Source organism: Porticoccus sp. GXU_MW_L64 (assembly GCF_052983295.1).
Window position 1 is genome coordinate 1 of record NZ_JBRKJK010000010.1, and the last position, 17,114, is coordinate 17,114.

Consider the following 17,114-nt stretch of genomic DNA (forward strand, 5'->3'; position numbering starts at 1 on the left):
CCACGTCTATCACTCCTGGTTACTCCTGCTTCGGATGAAGTCAGGAAGGGGTTATACGTGGGTCAAAATTCGATGCAAATATGGGGGGTTAGTGGGTCAATTTTGGATGCAATCTAACACTCGTAGTCCTCGACGAATGTGCGGCCCTTGGAAATATGCCGATCATCCATAAAGCGGCAAGTTACATGCCCGGCTTTGGAGTGAAGCTATGGACTATCTGGCAAAGCCTTGCACAGATGGAGGAGATTTTGGGTAAATCTTACGAAATTATTATTGGTAGCGCCGGAACATTCACGGCCTTTGGAAACATTGATTTGACAACACAAGAGTATATTTCCAAACGCCTTGGTAAATGCGAGACACCCCGCTTGGAGGAAAACTATTCTGGTGGTACGAGCAGCAACCAAAATCAAGTGGGATTTGATCAGATGGCAAAGTCAGCAATGTCTGTTCTCGATAGCGGTGGCTCTAAAGGAGAAAGTGACAGCTATAACATTAAACCTTCTTATGTGATTTCACCCTTGCTCTTGCCCGAAGAGGTGGGGCGGTATTTTGGTAAGGACACAAATAAAATTTTAGTTTTGTTCGGGCAAGGCCAGCCTGTTTGTGTGACACGCATAAAGCATTATGAAGATGAACCGTTCAGGTCTCGCGCAGGTACTAGCCCCTTATATGTCGATTAGATCTTCTCTCATGTTTTGGAGAAATTGTTATGAGTAAAAGAAGGCACCGTAAATTTACTGAAAATAGTATGGCCCGAAGTAACGCAGAAGAACGTCTGGATGCAGCAAAGACAATAGAAGCAATGGATCGTGAGAGCAAAGAAGACTTTTTGAAAGATCGAAGTCATAAGAGGTATGAAGGCCGGAAGCGGTTTGTCTCAAGGCAAAAAGAGCTGGTTGCGGTTAGTGGTGAGAGAAACTTTGAATATGACTATGAGGTTAAAGAGAAGTCTAATGATAGGGGGCGCTAGATGGTCTATAAAAGTCTGTCGCACCTTTAAAAGGACAGGCTCTATTCGCTAAGGCTTGGGCCTTGTCCCAAGCCTAACCTCACCGAACCCCATGAAATGGGTTTCGGCCAATTCTGGTAACGATCCTTGTGCGTTTGGGGGTCTTACCCCCATCACAAGTCAAAACCTTCGGAACACCACTTCGTCTAGGGCGCTAAATCGCCCAAGACTCCGATAGCCATTACGTTTTTTGACATGCTCCCCCCCGCTAATGCTCGCCAAGGCTTTCATGTGCGCCCCTCACAGCAAAGCTGTGGAGAGCGAACACGAAAACCAATAACCATTTTAGAAAGGATTAGAAAATGGAAAACTCAAATAAACTAACGACTCTACCCCTAAAACAGCTTGTAGCATGGGAAGAAAATCCCCGAAAGATTTTCGATGATGTCTATATCAGCGAACTGGCGCAGAGCATTAAAGCAAACGGCGTATTCGATAACCTCATTGTTATGCCTAAAGAGGGCAAAAAGAACAAGTATGAGATTATCAGCGGTGAGTGCCGATTCCGCGCTATGAAACAGCTAGTGAAGGATGGTGATATACCCAAAGACTATGATGTACCTGTCAGCATCCGAGAGGGTTTAGAAGCACAGGAGGCTATGCGCTTGGCTGTATTGGTCAATATCCAAAGAAAGGATATGCACCCTATGGATGAAGCCCATGCGGTTGCAGGGCTTGTCCATGACGGCGTGACGCTTCCCGAAATCTCAGCACAAACAGGGCTGTCAGTCAGCACTATTCGTAAGAGAATTGCCCTCACTTCTCTTTGTGGTGAGGTGCAAGACGCGCTCCGAAAAGGGGAGATAACATTGTCAGTTGGGCAAGCCCTCACTATGGGAACGCATGACAGGCAAAAAGAGCTTCTTGAAGACGGGCTTGAAAATGAGAGCTACGATGATGTTTTTGATCGCATCACTTGTGATCAAATACCGTTGTCGACAGCAATCTTTGATATAAATCAATATACAGGCAATATCACTCGTGACTTGTTTTTCAGTGAGGATGACAGTTTTTTTGATGACACTGAGCAATTCATGGAATTACAAAAACAAGCAGTTGAAAAGTTAGTAGCTGAAAAAGAAGAAGCTGGATTTTCACCTGTAGAAGTATGCAAAGATCGGTGGTTTTATCGGCATGAATACCGTCAGGCTGAAGAGGGTGAGAAAGGAGGGTGTGTTATTCACTTTAGCCCAGATGGTGATGTATCGGTTCATGACGGTCTGATTAGCCGAGAAATAGACAAAGAGACCGTAGATGCCATTAAGGAGGAGAAACCAAAAGCAACTTATTCAAATCCCCTATGTGAGTATATCGGGATGCAAAAAACCATTGCCGTTCAAGATGCTCTTCTCTCAAATCCAAGAAAGGCTAAAGAAGTCGCCGTTGTGATGATGATTCATAGTAAACAGGTTCATTCTTGCTATAGATATTTCACCAAAATTGGAGAACTGCCAAAAGCCTTAGAAGCAATAAATACTCATGCTTATTCACTTTTGAATGCAACAGGGTTTGATCTTGAAGATATAGAAGGGGCTGTCGAGAGCTTGGAAAAGCCTAAATATGATCTTGCGCCTACTTTATATGATTATGAAGCTGTGAAACAGTTGTCAGATGAAGAACTTGACCAGCTTCACTTGCTTTTAACAACAGTGTATTTCGGGCAGTCTCACTTCGGGCTTGATACTAATGAAAACAGTTTTTTCAATTTAGTCGCAAATGATCTTGAAGTTGATATGCGCGACTATTGGACACCTGATAATTTCTTCCTCAGTCGTCTAAAAATTGACAAGCTAGATGGCATTATCAGTGAAACCGAAACAAGCCATCTATTCGGAACAATTGGCGGTTACAAGAAGAAAGATATTGTCTCAATGCTTGCCAAGCATTTTGGAAAGCTATCTTCTCAGGATATTTGCGAAGAAAAAGACCTGAAAGCCAAAAACTGGCTACCAGAAGTCTTCAATTTCCCTGCTGTTGATCCTGACAAGACCAGTAATGATGACTTAATAGAGGAAGTCGAGTTAGTTGATGTTGCATAAATAACATGGAAGTGAGGGCGAATATATACGCCCTCACTTATACCAAGAAAGGCGACTAAATGCTTAAACAGAAATTCATAAAGGCCAACCTTGTAGGAAATACATCAAAAACACCAAGAAATACCATTGGGCATAGTGATTGCCGTGAGTTGATGAAGCGTCTTTCTGACAACGCTATTGATATGGTTTTAACTGACCTTTCTGACTTATCCGTGTCAGAAGTATATAAGAAGACAACAATTTTTAATGAAGTAAGTGAAACAGTTTTAAGGCAAGCATTAATAGAGGTATATCGTGTTTTAAAAGCTGGTAGATATACGGTGTTAATGTGTGGTTTAAGTAAGCCTGCAAACATAAAGCGCCTAGCGGAAGAAGCAGGGTTTACGCTTTATCAAATTGTGACTATGGAAAGGCGGTTTTTTACTGTTAAGACAAATGTTAATGATGGATATGAATATGTTCTTATACTGGCCAAAGGAAAACCGTATAAGCCGTTTAAAGCTTTCAAATGTCCAATGCCTTGGTATCCATCTAGTAAAGCTCTACACCCTTTACAGAGTTCTACAGGTATATTGAAGCCTTTTATCAAATCACTATCCCAAAAAGGCGAAATTGTCTTTGATCCCTTTTGCGGATCGGGTTCTACCTTATCTGCTGCAAAAGAGTTAGGTCGTTGTTATTTGGGTATCGACATTGACGAGCTATACGTCAAAAGAGCCAGAAGAAGACTGTCACGCTATTAATTCTAAGGGGGCCTTGCCCCCTCACATATCAAGGCCCTTCGAAACACCACTTCGTCTAGGACGGTTAAGCCGCCCAAGACTCCGATAGCCATTCCGTAACCTTGACACGCTCACCCCCGCTTAAGCTTGCCAAGGCTTTCATGTGCGTCCCTCACAGCAAAGCTGTGGAGAGCGAACACGAAAACCTTAAACCATTTTAGAGAGAAAGAAGAATGAAATGTCTCAATCAGAAAATAACAATGAAATAGCAAAACAAAATGACCAATTTAGGAAACGATTAATGATCCCTCACTTTGGAATCCCTAACATAAAAGGTCGGCATATTATGACCAAAGGCATTGTAAGTTTGGGTGCGATTGCTCAAATAGAAATTGCAGGTGAAGTTAGAGAGTTTGATAAATTCACAGAAGATAATGACCCCTATGGAGAGCATGATTTTGGATCATTCGTTTACAAAGGAGATAAAATTTTCTGGAAGATAGATTATTACGATGTCTTATATCAATTTGGTTCGGAAAATATCTCAGACCCAAAGCAAACTCGCCGTGTTTTAACGGTGATGCTTGCCAGTGAATACTAATTCCATATCCATTTTAGAGAGTGGGAAAGGGGCTATTCAGCCCCTTTTTGATTGAATGTATTAAGCGGGTCTAAGCCGAATAATTCTCGGTCATTTTCGCTTGTAACATGTTTATTTATCAGTCCGTCAATTGTCGCCTTAAATTGACTGTCTGTCGTTGCATGTTGAAGAACAATCGCACCAGCAACAATTTTCTTACGTGTATCACGTTTTCGTTCTTTAGTTCGTTCTTGAGCTGAAAGCCTTTTTAGTTGCTCTTGTTTTTGAGCAATAGATAATTCCAATTTTTCACGCCTTGAAAGCTTTTTCGTAGTCATTATTGATCCTCATGTTTTGAAATGATTTGAACTTGCGAAAGAGAGCTAATGAACTCATGTGAAAGATCATATATTGGCGACCTCTGACACGAATAGGTGTGACATTAAATTAGTTATGGAAAGGATTTTAAGGGGCTGAATGTGCGCACTTATACAAACTAAAGTTTGTGTGCGATCTACGCGATAACGCTTGTAGATAGGGTGTCTCAGCCTGTCACGGCTTATATTTATTTCGTAGCTCAATTAAAATTACCTCATGCCAATTCACTGAGTTTATTCACTAACGGAAATGTTATGAGAGCCTTAGAGTTACATGCTCATGCAAAGCAGGTTCAGCGAAGCGAAGGTAAATCCGCCGTTGCTGCTGCCGCGTATCGCGCAGGTGAAAAACTCTATGAGGAGAGAACCGATCTAAATCACGACTACACCAGAAAACAAGGTGTTGAATTTAAGCGTATCTATTTACCTGAAGATGCTCCACAAAATCTCAACGACCGAGAAACCCTCTGGAATGCGGCAGAAAAAAAAGAAAACCGTTCTAACTCCTGTACGGCCCATGAATTAGAAGTTGGTTTTCCTTATGAGTTTAATGCAATGCAGCGTCGCGAAGCAGGCGACAAGATAGCAAAGGAACTTATGCGCCGTTATGGGTGTGCAGTTGATGTTTGTTTGCACAAGCCCAATGCAAATAATGATGAGCGGAACTTCCACGCACATATTCTTTTTACAACAAGAGGGTTTGATCCCAATGCAAAAGATGGTTGGGCTAAGACCAAATACCGAGATTTGAGTCAGGAAAGAATCACCGTCAATGGAAGTAAAACAACTAAAGGGCAGCAGGAAGTGTTGTCACTTCGCCAATTCATAGCAGGGACTATGAATGACATTTCCAAACGTGACGGCTTAACCGTTCAGGTGGAACATCTGAGCTTTGAAAAACGCGGCATTGATAAAGAGCCTCAAATTCATTTAGGGCCAGTGGCAAACGATATGAAAAAAAACGGTATAGAAACAGAGCGTGATACGCAAAACAGCAACATCATTGATCTAAACAAGGTTGTTGAGGATCGAAGAAGGCAAGTTCAAGATGTTCAATATGAATCATTTGATGAATTTGCTGGTGCAAAAAGAGCAGAGCTTCAACAATGGAAGTGGGATATAGATTTTGCGGAAACTCGTCGTTGTGACAATGAGCATAGAAAGCTTGAGAAAACACTACATGAATTTTATGGGGAGAGGGATTCCGAGTGCAGGGCTAAAATCGACGTTATCAAACATAGATTGAGTCATAGAGGTGTAAAAGGCTCTTTCAGGGAGCTGACAGGGGCTAAGAAAAGAGATGATCAAGAATTAATAAATCTACAGAAAACCTTAAAATCTGGTGAAATACGTAAGAAAGAGCAAAGAGATATTCTTTTTGCCAAACAAAAGAAACGTCGAGAAGAGTTAGATAAGCGCTACCAATCTGAAAAGGTAAGAGTAGAAGAAGATATTGCAAAAGCTCGTTCTCTATTTCCTTCTGAGCAGTCTGAGGGTAAATCAGGCGATACCGGAGATACTAGAAGCATATCCCCAGTCAGCTCTACGACCTATGATAAGGTCAAGGCCAAGGTTTTAAGTAAGAAAAAAGCCAATGAAAATTCAACGCAGTCAAAGAGCGAGCGCACACCTTCTTATGCTGGTTCTGACATTAAATATCAGCAAAGGAAGCGTTTGAAGAATAAGCACTCAGAGGCCGTAAAGTCAAAAGATGGTTCATTCAAGAAGGCTAAAAGGGAAGCGCCGGAGTTTAACTACACTCCACCGAGAGGGCCGTCACGCGGAAGGTGATGGTTTTCTACTAATGGTATTCAGAAACGTATGGAGTGTAATCAGAATTATTATTTTCTTCTGCCAACGCATTTCTACACGCTTGCGCAAGAACAGGCATAGGTGTATTTCCGGCATCAAACAGCATAAATACTTGCTCCATGCTGAGTGAGAAGTATCCTTCAATGATGTCGTTCATGTCTTTTAATTCTTGCATGAAGTTATCTTGATAAACGTAGTTGTTAAAATTTGTATAAGTCATACTAATACAATTAGCATAGAGGATTCATGTCTTGCAATAGTGAACTTTATAAAAAATAGAACGCAAGCGTTCTAGCTGTCTGGCGGTGTGAAAGCGATCTTTTGCAATAGCTCACACTTGTCAGACAATTTGTATCCCCTGCCGTAGTCAGGACGTTTATTGCTATGCCCCATAAGTTCATCTCTCAATTCAGCATCTTTCGTTATGTCTCTAAGCCGATCTTTGAATGTATGCCTTAAGGAATACAGGGAATGCTCAATTGTGGGGACTAAGTCATGTCGCTTTAAAAATTTGTTGATAGCAGTATTGGTACTATCAGGATTTTTAGATTTATCAAACCCATTTCTCATTCTTCTAAACGCATAAAGTGAAGCGCCCACAAGAGGGATTATTCTTTCTGAGTTTTTCGTTTTTAAAGTGTAGCCTTCGTATGGCCTTATCCATATGTGAGGTATATCCTTATCAAGGATAATGTCTTCTTGCCTTAAGCCTATAAGCTCAGATGGCCTTGCTCCAGTATCAGACATAGCATAGACAAGCATTCTTGCCTCGAAGCCCATGTTTTCCAGATTGTCGCTTTTAAGAAGGGTTTCTTGAACAAACTCAGCTTCAAATGAGGGCCTAGATTTGTTGTCTTCGATGAATTTTATGTCTTCAAATAGTAACTTAACCTTAATGTCTATTTGATAGCGCTTCACGACTTTTGTTAATACATCTCGGACAAAGTTAAGTTTTTTGTTTGCCGTATGGCCAGTTATGATCTTGTTAGTTATATCTTTACGAAGAACTTCTTCAAAATCTAAAATATGTTCTCTTGTTATGTCTTGCACTGCTAAATCTGAGCCAACAATTTCTACAAAGTAGTTAAATGCACTACGGCGAGGGTTTTTCCATTTTTTAATTTTGAGATCAGTCTTATTAATTAATAGGTCAGAACATAAAGGCCAGTATTTTTCTAAACATTCGCCTAAAAGTAGCTTTGGTTCATCTACACCACCATAAACAGCAGAAACAGTCTCTTTACTGTCAATATTCTTTGAAGCGATCTCAGAGCGTCTGACAAGATTTTGAATTGACTCGTCTGATATTTGATCAGCCGGTTTATAAGCATAGCCATGAAATTCTGCATGTTTTTTGATTAAGTTATATTGAGTAAATGGATCGGATTGGGTTGTTCCAAGTTTTTCAAGCCATTGCATTTCGACAATATCATTGTATAAGAGCGCTCTTTTTAATCCCTCTTGAGGGTCTCGTGTTTTAAGTGATTTCTTGACAAAGCGACGTTTGTCAATTTCTGAAAATTCATTCGGAACGCGGCGCATATAATGGCAAGTGCCGTTTTCCTTTTTGATCATATATGTAAACATTGGTGTATCCCTTTCTGTATGTCATTTTGTATGCCAGTTTTGGGATGCAATAGTGTTTATAGTGGTGGTAAAGAAACCAATATCGGGTAATAACAATATGTTACACTCGAAATAGTTAATGATTTATTAACAGAAATGGTGCCCAGACCCCGCGCCATACTGAAAAATACCACCATGCTAAATGTTTGAAAGTAAAACATTTACTTTTTGTGTTAATTTCAAAATACAATAAATGTATCCCAAAATGTGTGCAGTTTGTATCCCTAAACTACTAGCTTATTTCATTAGATTTAGAGATATTTCTAGCCTCAGTCAATAAGTGAGATTCCTTCTTTCGCTTTTCATACTCTTTTTTTAGTCGTTCAAATATTGGCAAATACCTATTGCCATATCTTGAAACGATATGAGCTGATTGTATGTAGGCTTTTTTAAGTTCTGGTGTAGACACTCTTTCTGTCATTATTGATTGCTTTCTTTATTGAGTTTCCCTCGTGCTCTAAGAGGTGAAAGGCCAAAGCCTGTCACCCCTTATTTGCACCCCACCGATAATGGTTGACCACAATCTGAGCGTTCTGGGAACTGAGAGATGAAAGGCATAACCTAACATCTCTCAGCATACCCCCCTCAGAATATGAAGCCAGCAATTCAAAATAGAAAGTCGCAAAACATCTATTAATGAATTGCGACCTATCAATCATTGAACCACATCAATATTAATCGTTCGTAAATATTATCTGGCATTTTATGATTAGCTCTAATTAATATAGCTTGTCAGGCGGCTTGCCCGACTGTCGTCGGGTCGGGGAGACCCCGAACCCCTCGGCGTCTTAGTATTTGATTAACTATTGATGCGTTATTCTAAGAAGACGCCATGCAAGCTGTGTACTGGTATATACCAGTACCATCTTGAAAAGGAGGCATTCCGATTGCCTCCGTTTTATCCTCCTCGGTAAAAACAATTTACGTGTGAGGTGTTTTATGGATAAATCCAAAAAACGCCCCCCTCCATTCCCTATACGATTGAGTGATTCTCAACGTAAAGAAATTGAGCGCCGATCAAGCGAAGTAGGATTATCCATTGCTGGATATATCAAATTTACCGCTTTAGATCAGCCGCCACGCAAATTACGACACCCACCAGTTGACCGTGTAGCAATTGCACAATTGCTTGGTCAGCTTGGTAGGGTTGGATCGAATATCAATCAGCTAACAAGAATGGGCCATGTTCAGGGTGAATTTTCAATTTCTGAACTAGCTATTGCACTCAATGAGCTGATTGATATGCGAGAGGCGATTATGAAGGCGCTTGGTTATCATCATCCCTCGGATGATGAAGAAGGAGGTGGCCTATCATAATCAAAGCCTCTCAACGTGGTTATGCTCGCAATCTGGCTCGGCATCTTACGAGTACCGAAAATGACCACGTTGAATTGGGCAATGCGACAGGGTTCATTGGACAGTCCCCTTACGCAGCCTTCCAAGAAATTGAAGCGATCTCCAAAGGCACACAAGCCAAACAACCTTTCTTTCACGTCGTCTTCAATCCACCAAACTCAAAACTCGTATCAAACGACCAGTTCTACGATGCCATTGATCGACTAGAGAAAAAGTTGGGGCTGGTTGGTCAACCACGATATCCGATCTTTCATGATAAGGGTGGTCAGCGTCATTGCCATTGTGTTTGGAGTCGTATTGATATTGACAAGATGAAAGCCATCAATATGGCTTTCTTTAAGGATAAATGTTTTCAGTTGTCCCGCGACCTGTTCAAAGCCTATAGTTGGGAAAACGAAATGCCAGCAGGGTTTATTGACAAGGAAAAGAAAGATCCGTTTGATGTATTTATCGGTGAATTCAGACGGCTTCAGAAGCAAGGCGTTGACCCTAGAGAAATCAAGCAAATCTGCCAAGAAGCATGGCTTAAGTCTTACGACATGGCAGGCTTTAAAAAGCGATTAGAAGAACAGAGCTTTTTCTTAGCCCAAGGCGATAAACGTGGTTTTGTTGTTGTCGATGAAAACAAAAAGGTCTATTCCCTGTCTCGATTTGGGGGGATAAGAGTCCGTGATCTCAAGGCGCGTCTAGGTTCACCCACCAAATTGCCTAGCGTTTCATCTATTCTTAACCGCATCCGAACGTTCTTCAACGCTGATATCAGACGCCAAATTAGGAAGCTAAAGCAGCAGCATGAGAATGAGATCGCCCCTTTAAAGATCAAGAAGGATTGGTTGATAGCTACTCAGCGATTAGAGAGGGAAAAGGTAGAAAACAAGCGAGGTCTAAAAAAACGGTTTAATGCCAATAGCAGTAAATCACACTCCCGAAAAGAAATGAGGCTTCAGTTCAACAAAGTGAGGGGAGTAAATAATCAGCACGACAGTGATAGGAATTTGAAACATAGGTTTAAGCGAGAAACGAAGAATAGCAGTCGGCAGTTGATGGTCTTTCGGCAGAACCTAGAACGGGCAAAGCTTCAAAAAGAGCTATCAGAGCAAAAGAAGAGGCAATTTGAAGAGAGAATGGTGCTGGCGAAGGACATCTACGACTTCAGGCAGGTTAAACCTAAAGGTAATGAGATAGATTCATCAGTTTTAGATGCCTTTGAACCTGTCAGTGCAGAGGATGATATAAGTGCCGAAAACCCGTCTAAGCCAAGAAATAGCAGCCGTTTAAGAAATGAACGGCGTACTAAAAAGCCTTTCACCAGAGATTTAGAATAGAAATCCCTAACTCCTTGTTAATTCCTCAATTTTCTCATATTATCCCGATAGTCTAATGGTGGATAGAGCTATGGCTGATGAAATATTGACCTTAAAAGAGGTCGCTCAGTACCTGAAGCTGGCGGAAAAGACGGCCTACAGGCTGGCCTCCGAAGGAAAGCTTCCCGGCTTTAAGGTCGGTGGTAGCTGGCGTTTCAAGCAGGAAGATGTCCAGAAATGGATAGAAGAACAAAAATTGAGCAATAAAGGATAGGTTGCGTTGAACGCGGTTGAGATAGAAGAAGCAATTACCAATTTGGCTGAACAAGAATTTGATTCGGCTAATTTTGCGTTTGCCTTCCTTGAGGCATTTGGCAATAAAGAAACCACGATTAAGCGGCTGAAGAGCGAAAAGAAGGGCTGTACCAATGCCTCAGACCTGAAAGAGGAAGGTGGTGTTCTTCAGCGTAATAATATCCATATCCTTGTTTCTCCCGAAGGGGAAACGGCTAATACAATAACAAAGCTCACAGAAAGCCCTTCAACTGAGAAGGCCAAAGCCAAGTTTATTCTGGCGACAGATGGGAAATACTTTGAGGCTGAAGACCTATCTAGCGGTGAAACCGTTGCCTGTAACTATAGGGATTTCCCCAATCACTTTGGCTTCTTCTTGCCTCTGGCTGGTATTAGCACAGTAAAACAAATCCGTGATAGTTCTTTTGACATCCGGGCAACCAGCCGATTAAACAAGCTTTATGTTGAGCTCTTAAGGAACAATCCCGACTGGGATACCGAAGAACGCCGTCATGATATGAATCATTTCATGGCGCGTCTTATTTTTTGTTTCTTCGCAGAAGATACTGATATTTTTAGTGAAAATAATCTATTCACCGACACTGTCGCGAAGATGAGTGGCAAAAACTTCGAGATAACACATGAGGTGATTGGCGAAATATTCCACTCAATGAATACCAAGCAGGAAGATCGAGAAAAAGAAGGTGTTAGAAGCTGGGCAAATGGTTTTCCTTATGTGAATGGGGGCTTGTTTTCTGGCAGTACAGAAGTTCCTGTTTTTACGAAAATTGCTCGTTCATACCTACTTCATGTAGGTAGCTTGGATTGGACACAGATTAATCCCGATATTTTCGGGTCAATGATCCAAGCTGTCGCAGATGATGAAGAGCGCGGTAGCCTCGGGATGCACTACACTAGCGTACCCAATATATTGAAAGTGCTTAATCCGCTGTTTTTGGATGATCTTCGCCAACAGTTAGAGCAGGCAGGTAATAATGCTAGGAAATTGCTAAATCTACGCAAACGAATGTCGAACATTAGAGTGTTTGATCCTGCATGTGGATCAGGAAATTTCCTTGTTATTGCTTATAAGCAGATGCGAGAGATTGAATCGCATATTAATATTCGTAGGGGAGAGGCAAAAAGAGCTAGTGATATACCACTAACTAACTTTAGGGGGATTGAGCTGCGTGATTTCCCTGCCGAAGTAGCACGTTTAGCTCTGATTATTGCTGAGTATCAATGTGATTTACATTATCGAGATCAAAAGCTGGCATTGGCTGAATTTTTACCTTTGGATACTGATAACTGGATTACCAGCGGAAATGCTCTGAGGTTAGATTGGTTGTCAATCTGCCCTCCAACGGGAACAAGTGTCAAGATGCTAGGTGATGATCTATTTGAAACACCATTAGACCAAGCTGAGATAGATTTTGAAAATGAAGGCGGGGAAACCTACATTTGCGGAAATCCGCCGTATTTAGGAAGTACGTGGCAATCAAAAGAGCAAAAATCAGATTTAGAACGAATTTTTAAAAATAAGACTAAAAGTTGGAAGTCGCTAGACTATGTTGCTGGCTGGTTTATAAAAGCGGCTGAATATGGCTCTTATACCAATGCTTCTAGTGCTTTCGTTAGTACCAATTCAATTTGCCAGGGGCAGCAAGTGCCAATTTTGTGGCCGCTAATATTTGATTCAGGGCATGAAATATCTTTTGCCCATACTTCGTTCAAATGGGCAAATCTTGCTAGTCACAATGCTGGGGTTACTGTCGCTATTATTGGTATTTCCAATCATTCAGCTAAGTATCGAAACCTATACTCGACTTCTGACGATGGTAGTTCTACTGAGAAAAAAGTACCAAATATAAACGCCTATTTGGTCTCTGGTTCAAATGTGATCGTGAATAAGTCATCTAAGCCGCTATGCGAATTACCTGAAATGAAATTTGGTAACAAACCTGTTGATGGCGGAAACCTACTCCTGTCAAAGTCTCAGCTATCTGAATTTGACCTTTCCAGAGATCAGTATGATCGTTTTATTCGACGAATTTATGGGTCAGCCGAATTTATAAGAGGGTTACAAAGATATTGCCTATGGATAGAAGATGAAAACTTAGAAGAGGCGATGAGTATTAACGCAGTACGAACACGTATTGAAGCTGTTAAAGAAATGCGCCTCTCTAGCCGTGACAAAAGTGCAAATGATATGGCTGTCCGTTCTCACCAAATGAGAGAAATGAACATTGGCAAGACACAAGCAATCGCTATGCCTTGTGTGTCCTCTGAAAATCGAGAGTATCTTCCGGTTGGTTTGATTGACAATAGATCAACTGTAACCAACCTTTGTTTCGCGCTTTTTGATTCTCCGATGTGGGGCATGGCTTTGCTTGCTTCGCGCTTGCATCTTGTATGGATAGCGACGGTGTGCGGGAAAATGAAAACGGATTTTCGTTATTCGAATACTATGGGGTGGAATACGTTTCCTCTGCCAAAATTAACGGAGAAAAATAAACAGGATTTAACGCGGTGTGCGGAAGATATTCTATTGGCTCGTGAAGCTCATTTTCCAGCCACTATTGCTGATCTGTATGACCCTGAAATTATGCCTGAAGATTTGCGCAGAGCGCATGAGCGCAATGATGAAGTATTAGAGCGCATTTACATTGGTCGTCGCTTTAGAAATGATACTGAGCGGCTGGAGAAGCTATTTGATTTATATACGCGGATGACTACGGCTAGTTCATCTGAGAAAGAAAAGAAGGTGAACTAATATGGATCATAAGTCTATACCCTCGGTATCTGTAAATTATGCTTGCAATGGAAGCTCAAAAAAATCAAATGAGCTTGGTATGCGTGTTATGCAGGAGCGGGCATATGAAAAGCGGGGTGAGGAGTATCTTCTTATCAAGTCGCCCCCCGCATCTGGTAAAAGCCGTGCCTTGATGTTTGTTGCTTTAGATAAGCTAAACAATCAGAGTGTCGATAAAGCTCTGATAGTCGTACCTGAAAAATCTATTGGTGCCAGCTTTAATGATGAGCCGTTAAGCGACTACGGATTCTACTGGGATTGGAGTGTAGAGCCAAAATGGAATTTGTGTAATGCTCCGGGTGAAGATGGAGGCAAAGTTAATTCCGTTAAGTCATTTCTTGAGAGCAAAGACAGAATTTTAGTTTGTACTCATGCGACCTTCCGTTTTGCGGTAGAGCGTTTTGGATATGAGGTTTTTGATAATTGCCTAATCGCTGTGGATGAGTTTCATCATGTAAGCGCCAATCCCGACAATATTCTAGGGAATCAGTTAGCTCAATTTATTGCCAGAGATAAAGTCCATATCGTTGCAATGACTGGCTCGTATTTTAGGGGGGATGCTGAAGCTGTGTTGGCTCCCGAAGATGAAGCCAATTTTGATACAGTTACTTACACCTACTATGAGCAGTTAAACGGTTACGAATATCTGAAAACGCTGGATATAGGCTATTACTTTTATTCAGGTTCATATTCGGATGAAATTCTGAGCGTTTTAAATCCGAATGAGAAAACCATTATTCATATCCCAAGTGTTAATTCACGGGAAAGCACGAAGGATAAGCACAAAGAAGTTGAGCATATCCTTCAAGAGCTAGGAGATTGGCAGGGCACTGATCCAGATACTGGTTTTCATCTGGTTAAAACCAGTGATGGCCACGTGCTTAAAATTGCAGATTTGGTGGATGATGATGCGAAGCGCGATGTTGTTTCCGCAGCACTTAAAGACCCTGCTCAAAAAAATAATCGTGATCACGTAGATATCATTATTGCCTTGGGTATGGCCAAGGAAGGTTTTGACTGGATTTGGTGTGAACACGCGCTAACAGTTGGTTATCGTTCCAGTCTTACAGAAATCATCCAGATCATAGGCCGGGCAACCCGTGACGCGGAAGGTAAAACCCACGCTAGATTTACAAATCTTATTGCCGAGCCTGATGCTGAGGAAGGTGCAGTTGTTGATGCAGTTAATGATACACTCAAAGCAATAGCTGCCAGCCTTCTTATGGAGCAGGTGCTTGCTCCTAAGTTCAATTTTACGCCAAAGAGACCTACAAATACTCCTGCCGAAGGCTATGACTATGGCGAAGAAGGTTATAAGCCTGATCAAACCAATATTGGCTTTAATGAAAGCACTGGTCAATTCCAAATAGAAATAGACGGGCTGGTGGAACCAAAAAGTGAAAGCGCACAGCGTATTTGTAATGAAGACCTAAATGAGGTCATAACTGCATTTGTTCAGGACAAAACAGCTTTAGAGCGCGGTCTGTTTGATGAAGAAACAGTTCCTGAAGAATTAACGCAGGTTCGCATGGGTAAAATCATCAAAGACAAATACCCTGAGCTTGATGAAGAAGATCAAGAGGCAGTAAGACAGCACGCGATTGCTGCGCTGAATCTAACGCAGAAAGCCAAAGAAATCATTACAACAGACGAAAATGTACAAGCTGGTAATACCGCATTAATTGATGGTGTTAGAAAATTTGCTATGGATGTTCGTGATCTGGAAATTGATCTTATTGACAGTATTAACCCATTTAACGAAGCCTACTCAATTCTTGCCAAGTCCATGAGTGAGGAAAGTTTAAAACAGGTTGCTGCTGTCATCGCATCAAAGAAAGTTAGCCTGACGCATGAAGAGGCAAGAGAGCTTGCAAAACGTGCCTTGAAATTCAAAGAGGAGCGTGGACGCTTGCCAGATATCACCGCCGCTGATCCTTGGGAAAAGCGCATGGCAGAGGGCATAGCCTTCTTGCAAAGAAAGGCAGTGGAGGAAGCTAATGGCTGAATTGTCAGACTTGGAGCTTCTTGATGCACTGGGTGTCGAAGCAAAGGCCAAGAAAAAAGCAAAACTTACTCCAAAACAAGAGCGCATTATTGCGGGCTTTGAAGAAATTCAACGCTTTGTTGACGAGCATGGTTATGCACCGAGGTATGGTGAAGATAAGGATATATTTGAAAGGCTTTATGCTACACGGTTAGGTCAGATTAAGAAGCAAAAGGAATGTGTAGAGCTTTTGCGCGAGATGGATCATCAATGCTTGCTAGCAAACTCTGGGAAAGTCGAAGAGCCAAAAGCAGAATATGACTCTGATGAAGAGCTATTAAAGGAGCTTGGTGTTGAGTCGCCAAAAGAAGGTGATGTAACCCATATCCAGCATGTCAGAACCAATGCTGAGAAGAAAGCGGCAGAAGAAATCGCTGATAGAACACCTTGTGAGGACTTTGATAGTTTCAGACCGTTATTTGATTTGGCAAAACAAGAGCTGGATGAGGGTAGTAGGAAATCTCTGCGATTTGGCAAAGACACCTCTATTGAAATTGGAAATTTCTTCATTCTTGGTGGTCAGCTTGTTTATGTGGCTGAGATAGGTGAAGAGTTTAAAGCTCCCAATGGCGAGAGTGATGCGAGATTAAGGGCTGTTTATTCCAATGGAACGGAAAGCAATATTCTACGGCGTTCATTGCAAAGAGCATTGTACAAGGATGAAGCTGGACGCAGGTTGACCGACCCTGATATGGGGCCATTATTCTCAGGAGAAATGGATGAAGGAGATTTGGCAAGTGGAACTATCTATGTCCTTAGAAGCAAATTAGATCACCCAGTCGTAAACAAGAGCCGCGATGTCATTCATAAGATCGGTGTAACAGGCAGCGATGTTAAGTCTAGAATTGGCAATCCAAAAACTGACCCAACTTATCTTATGGCCGATGTTGAAGTTGTAGCCACATATGAGCTATTCAATATCAACCGTAAGAAGCTTGAAGGGCTTATTCATAAGTTCTTTAACAATGCTAGGTTGGATATTCAAATAGATGATAGGTTTGGAAATCCAGTCGTTCCGAGAGAGTGGTTTTTAGTGCCTCTATTCGTGGTGGATGAGGTCGTAGAAAAGATTAAAGACGGCACGATTGGTGATTATCAATATGATATTGATAGTGCCTGCCTAGTACGGAGTTGAT

14 protein-coding genes and 1 pseudogene are annotated in these 17,114 nt (G+C 41.5%); 12 read left to right on the forward strand and 3 right to left on the reverse strand.

Going from position 1 to position 17,114, the window contains the following annotated elements:
* Positions 1–128: 128 nt before the first annotated feature.
* The 5 genes and pseudogenes from ACVBEJ_RS09390 to ACVBEJ_RS09410 all read left to right on the forward strand — a co-directional run.
* A pseudogene (locus tag ACVBEJ_RS09390) lies at positions 129–683 on the forward strand (type IV secretory system conjugative DNA transfer family protein); the annotation flags it as partial.
* A 29-nt stretch (positions 684–712) separates the two neighbouring features.
* Entirely contained in the window at positions 713–973 is a 261-nt protein-coding gene (locus ACVBEJ_RS09395) for a hypothetical protein (protein ID WP_447129373.1), read from the forward strand.
* 341 nt (positions 974–1,314) lie between these two features.
* Entirely contained in the window at positions 1,315–3,051 is a 1,737-nt protein-coding gene (locus tag ACVBEJ_RS09400; RefSeq protein ID WP_447129374.1) for a ParB/RepB/Spo0J family partition protein, read from the forward strand.
* A gap of 59 nt (positions 3,052–3,110) precedes the next feature.
* Complete coding sequence (locus ACVBEJ_RS09405; protein WP_447129375.1) at positions 3,111–3,794, forward strand: DNA-methyltransferase; 684 nt, start codon at positions 3,111–3,113, stop codon at positions 3,792–3,794.
* A gap of 217 nt (positions 3,795–4,011) precedes the next feature.
* Positions 4,012–4,374: a DUF3768 domain-containing protein gene (locus ACVBEJ_RS09410; RefSeq protein WP_447129376.1), complete on the forward strand. Its 363-nt coding sequence runs from the start codon at positions 4,012–4,014 to the stop codon at positions 4,372–4,374.
* Positions 4,375–4,406: 32 nt separating this feature from the next.
* On the opposite strand, the gene ACVBEJ_RS09415 is transcribed toward ACVBEJ_RS09410, so the two are convergent.
* On the reverse strand, positions 4,407–4,691 hold the full coding sequence (locus tag ACVBEJ_RS09415; protein WP_447129377.1) for a hypothetical protein: 285 nt from the start codon (positions 4,689–4,691) through the stop codon (positions 4,407–4,409).
* A 201-nt stretch (positions 4,692–4,892) separates the two neighbouring features.
* Here ACVBEJ_RS09415 and ACVBEJ_RS09420 point away from each other — a divergent pair, with 201 nt between their 5' ends.
* Entirely contained in the window at positions 4,893–6,521 is a 1,629-nt protein-coding gene (locus tag ACVBEJ_RS09420) for a MobA/MobL family protein (protein ID WP_447129378.1), read from the forward strand.
* 10 nt (positions 6,522–6,531) lie between these two features.
* On the opposite strand, the gene ACVBEJ_RS09425 is transcribed toward ACVBEJ_RS09420, so the two are convergent.
* Together ACVBEJ_RS09425 and ACVBEJ_RS09430 are read right to left on the reverse strand one after the other, a co-directional pair.
* Positions 6,532–6,717 carry a hypothetical protein gene (locus ACVBEJ_RS09425; protein WP_447129379.1) on the reverse strand — a complete coding sequence of 62 codons (186 nt, stop codon included), beginning with the start codon at positions 6,715–6,717 and terminating at the stop codon, positions 6,532–6,534.
* 116 nt (positions 6,718–6,833) lie between these two features.
* Positions 6,834–8,129: a tyrosine-type recombinase/integrase gene (locus tag ACVBEJ_RS09430; protein WP_447129380.1), complete on the reverse strand. Its 1,296-nt coding sequence runs from the start codon at positions 8,127–8,129 to the stop codon at positions 6,834–6,836.
* Between the two features lie 978 nt (positions 8,130–9,107).
* Here ACVBEJ_RS09430 and ACVBEJ_RS09435 point away from each other — a divergent pair.
* The 6 genes from ACVBEJ_RS09435 to ACVBEJ_RS09460 all read left to right on the forward strand — a co-directional run bounded on the left by ACVBEJ_RS09435 (position 9,108) and on the right by ACVBEJ_RS09460 (position 17,113).
* The gene (locus tag ACVBEJ_RS09435; RefSeq protein WP_447129381.1) at positions 9,108–9,485 is read left to right on the forward strand and encodes a plasmid mobilization protein; all 378 of its coding nucleotides are present in this window, start codon (positions 9,108–9,110) and stop codon (positions 9,483–9,485) included.
* Between the two features lie 74 nt (positions 9,486–9,559).
* Positions 9,560–10,849 carry a relaxase/mobilization nuclease domain-containing protein gene (locus ACVBEJ_RS09440; protein ID WP_447129382.1) on the forward strand — a complete coding sequence of 430 codons (1,290 nt, stop codon included), beginning with the start codon at positions 9,560–9,562 and terminating at the stop codon, positions 10,847–10,849.
* A gap of 70 nt (positions 10,850–10,919) precedes the next feature.
* Positions 10,920–11,102, forward strand: a complete 183-nt coding sequence (mads1, locus tag ACVBEJ_RS09445) for a methylation-associated defense system helix-turn-helix domain-containing protein MAD1 (protein ID WP_447129383.1) — start codon at positions 10,920–10,922, stop codon at positions 11,100–11,102.
* Between the two features lie 6 nt (positions 11,103–11,108).
* Positions 11,109–13,895, forward strand: a complete 2,787-nt coding sequence (locus tag ACVBEJ_RS09450; protein WP_447129384.1) for a class I SAM-dependent DNA methyltransferase — start codon at positions 11,109–11,111, stop codon at positions 13,893–13,895.
* A gap of 1 nt (position 13,896) precedes the next feature.
* Positions 13,897–15,939, forward strand: a complete 2,043-nt coding sequence (locus tag ACVBEJ_RS09455; RefSeq protein ID WP_447129385.1) for a DEAD/DEAH box helicase — start codon at positions 13,897–13,899, stop codon at positions 15,937–15,939.
* Positions 15,932–17,113, forward strand: coding sequence for a GIY-YIG nuclease family protein (locus ACVBEJ_RS09460; RefSeq protein ID WP_447129386.1), 1,182 nt, complete (start codon positions 15,932–15,934; stop codon positions 17,111–17,113). The genes ACVBEJ_RS09455 and ACVBEJ_RS09460 overlap by 8 nt, the downstream gene beginning before the upstream one ends.
* Position 17,114 lies beyond the last annotated feature (1 nt).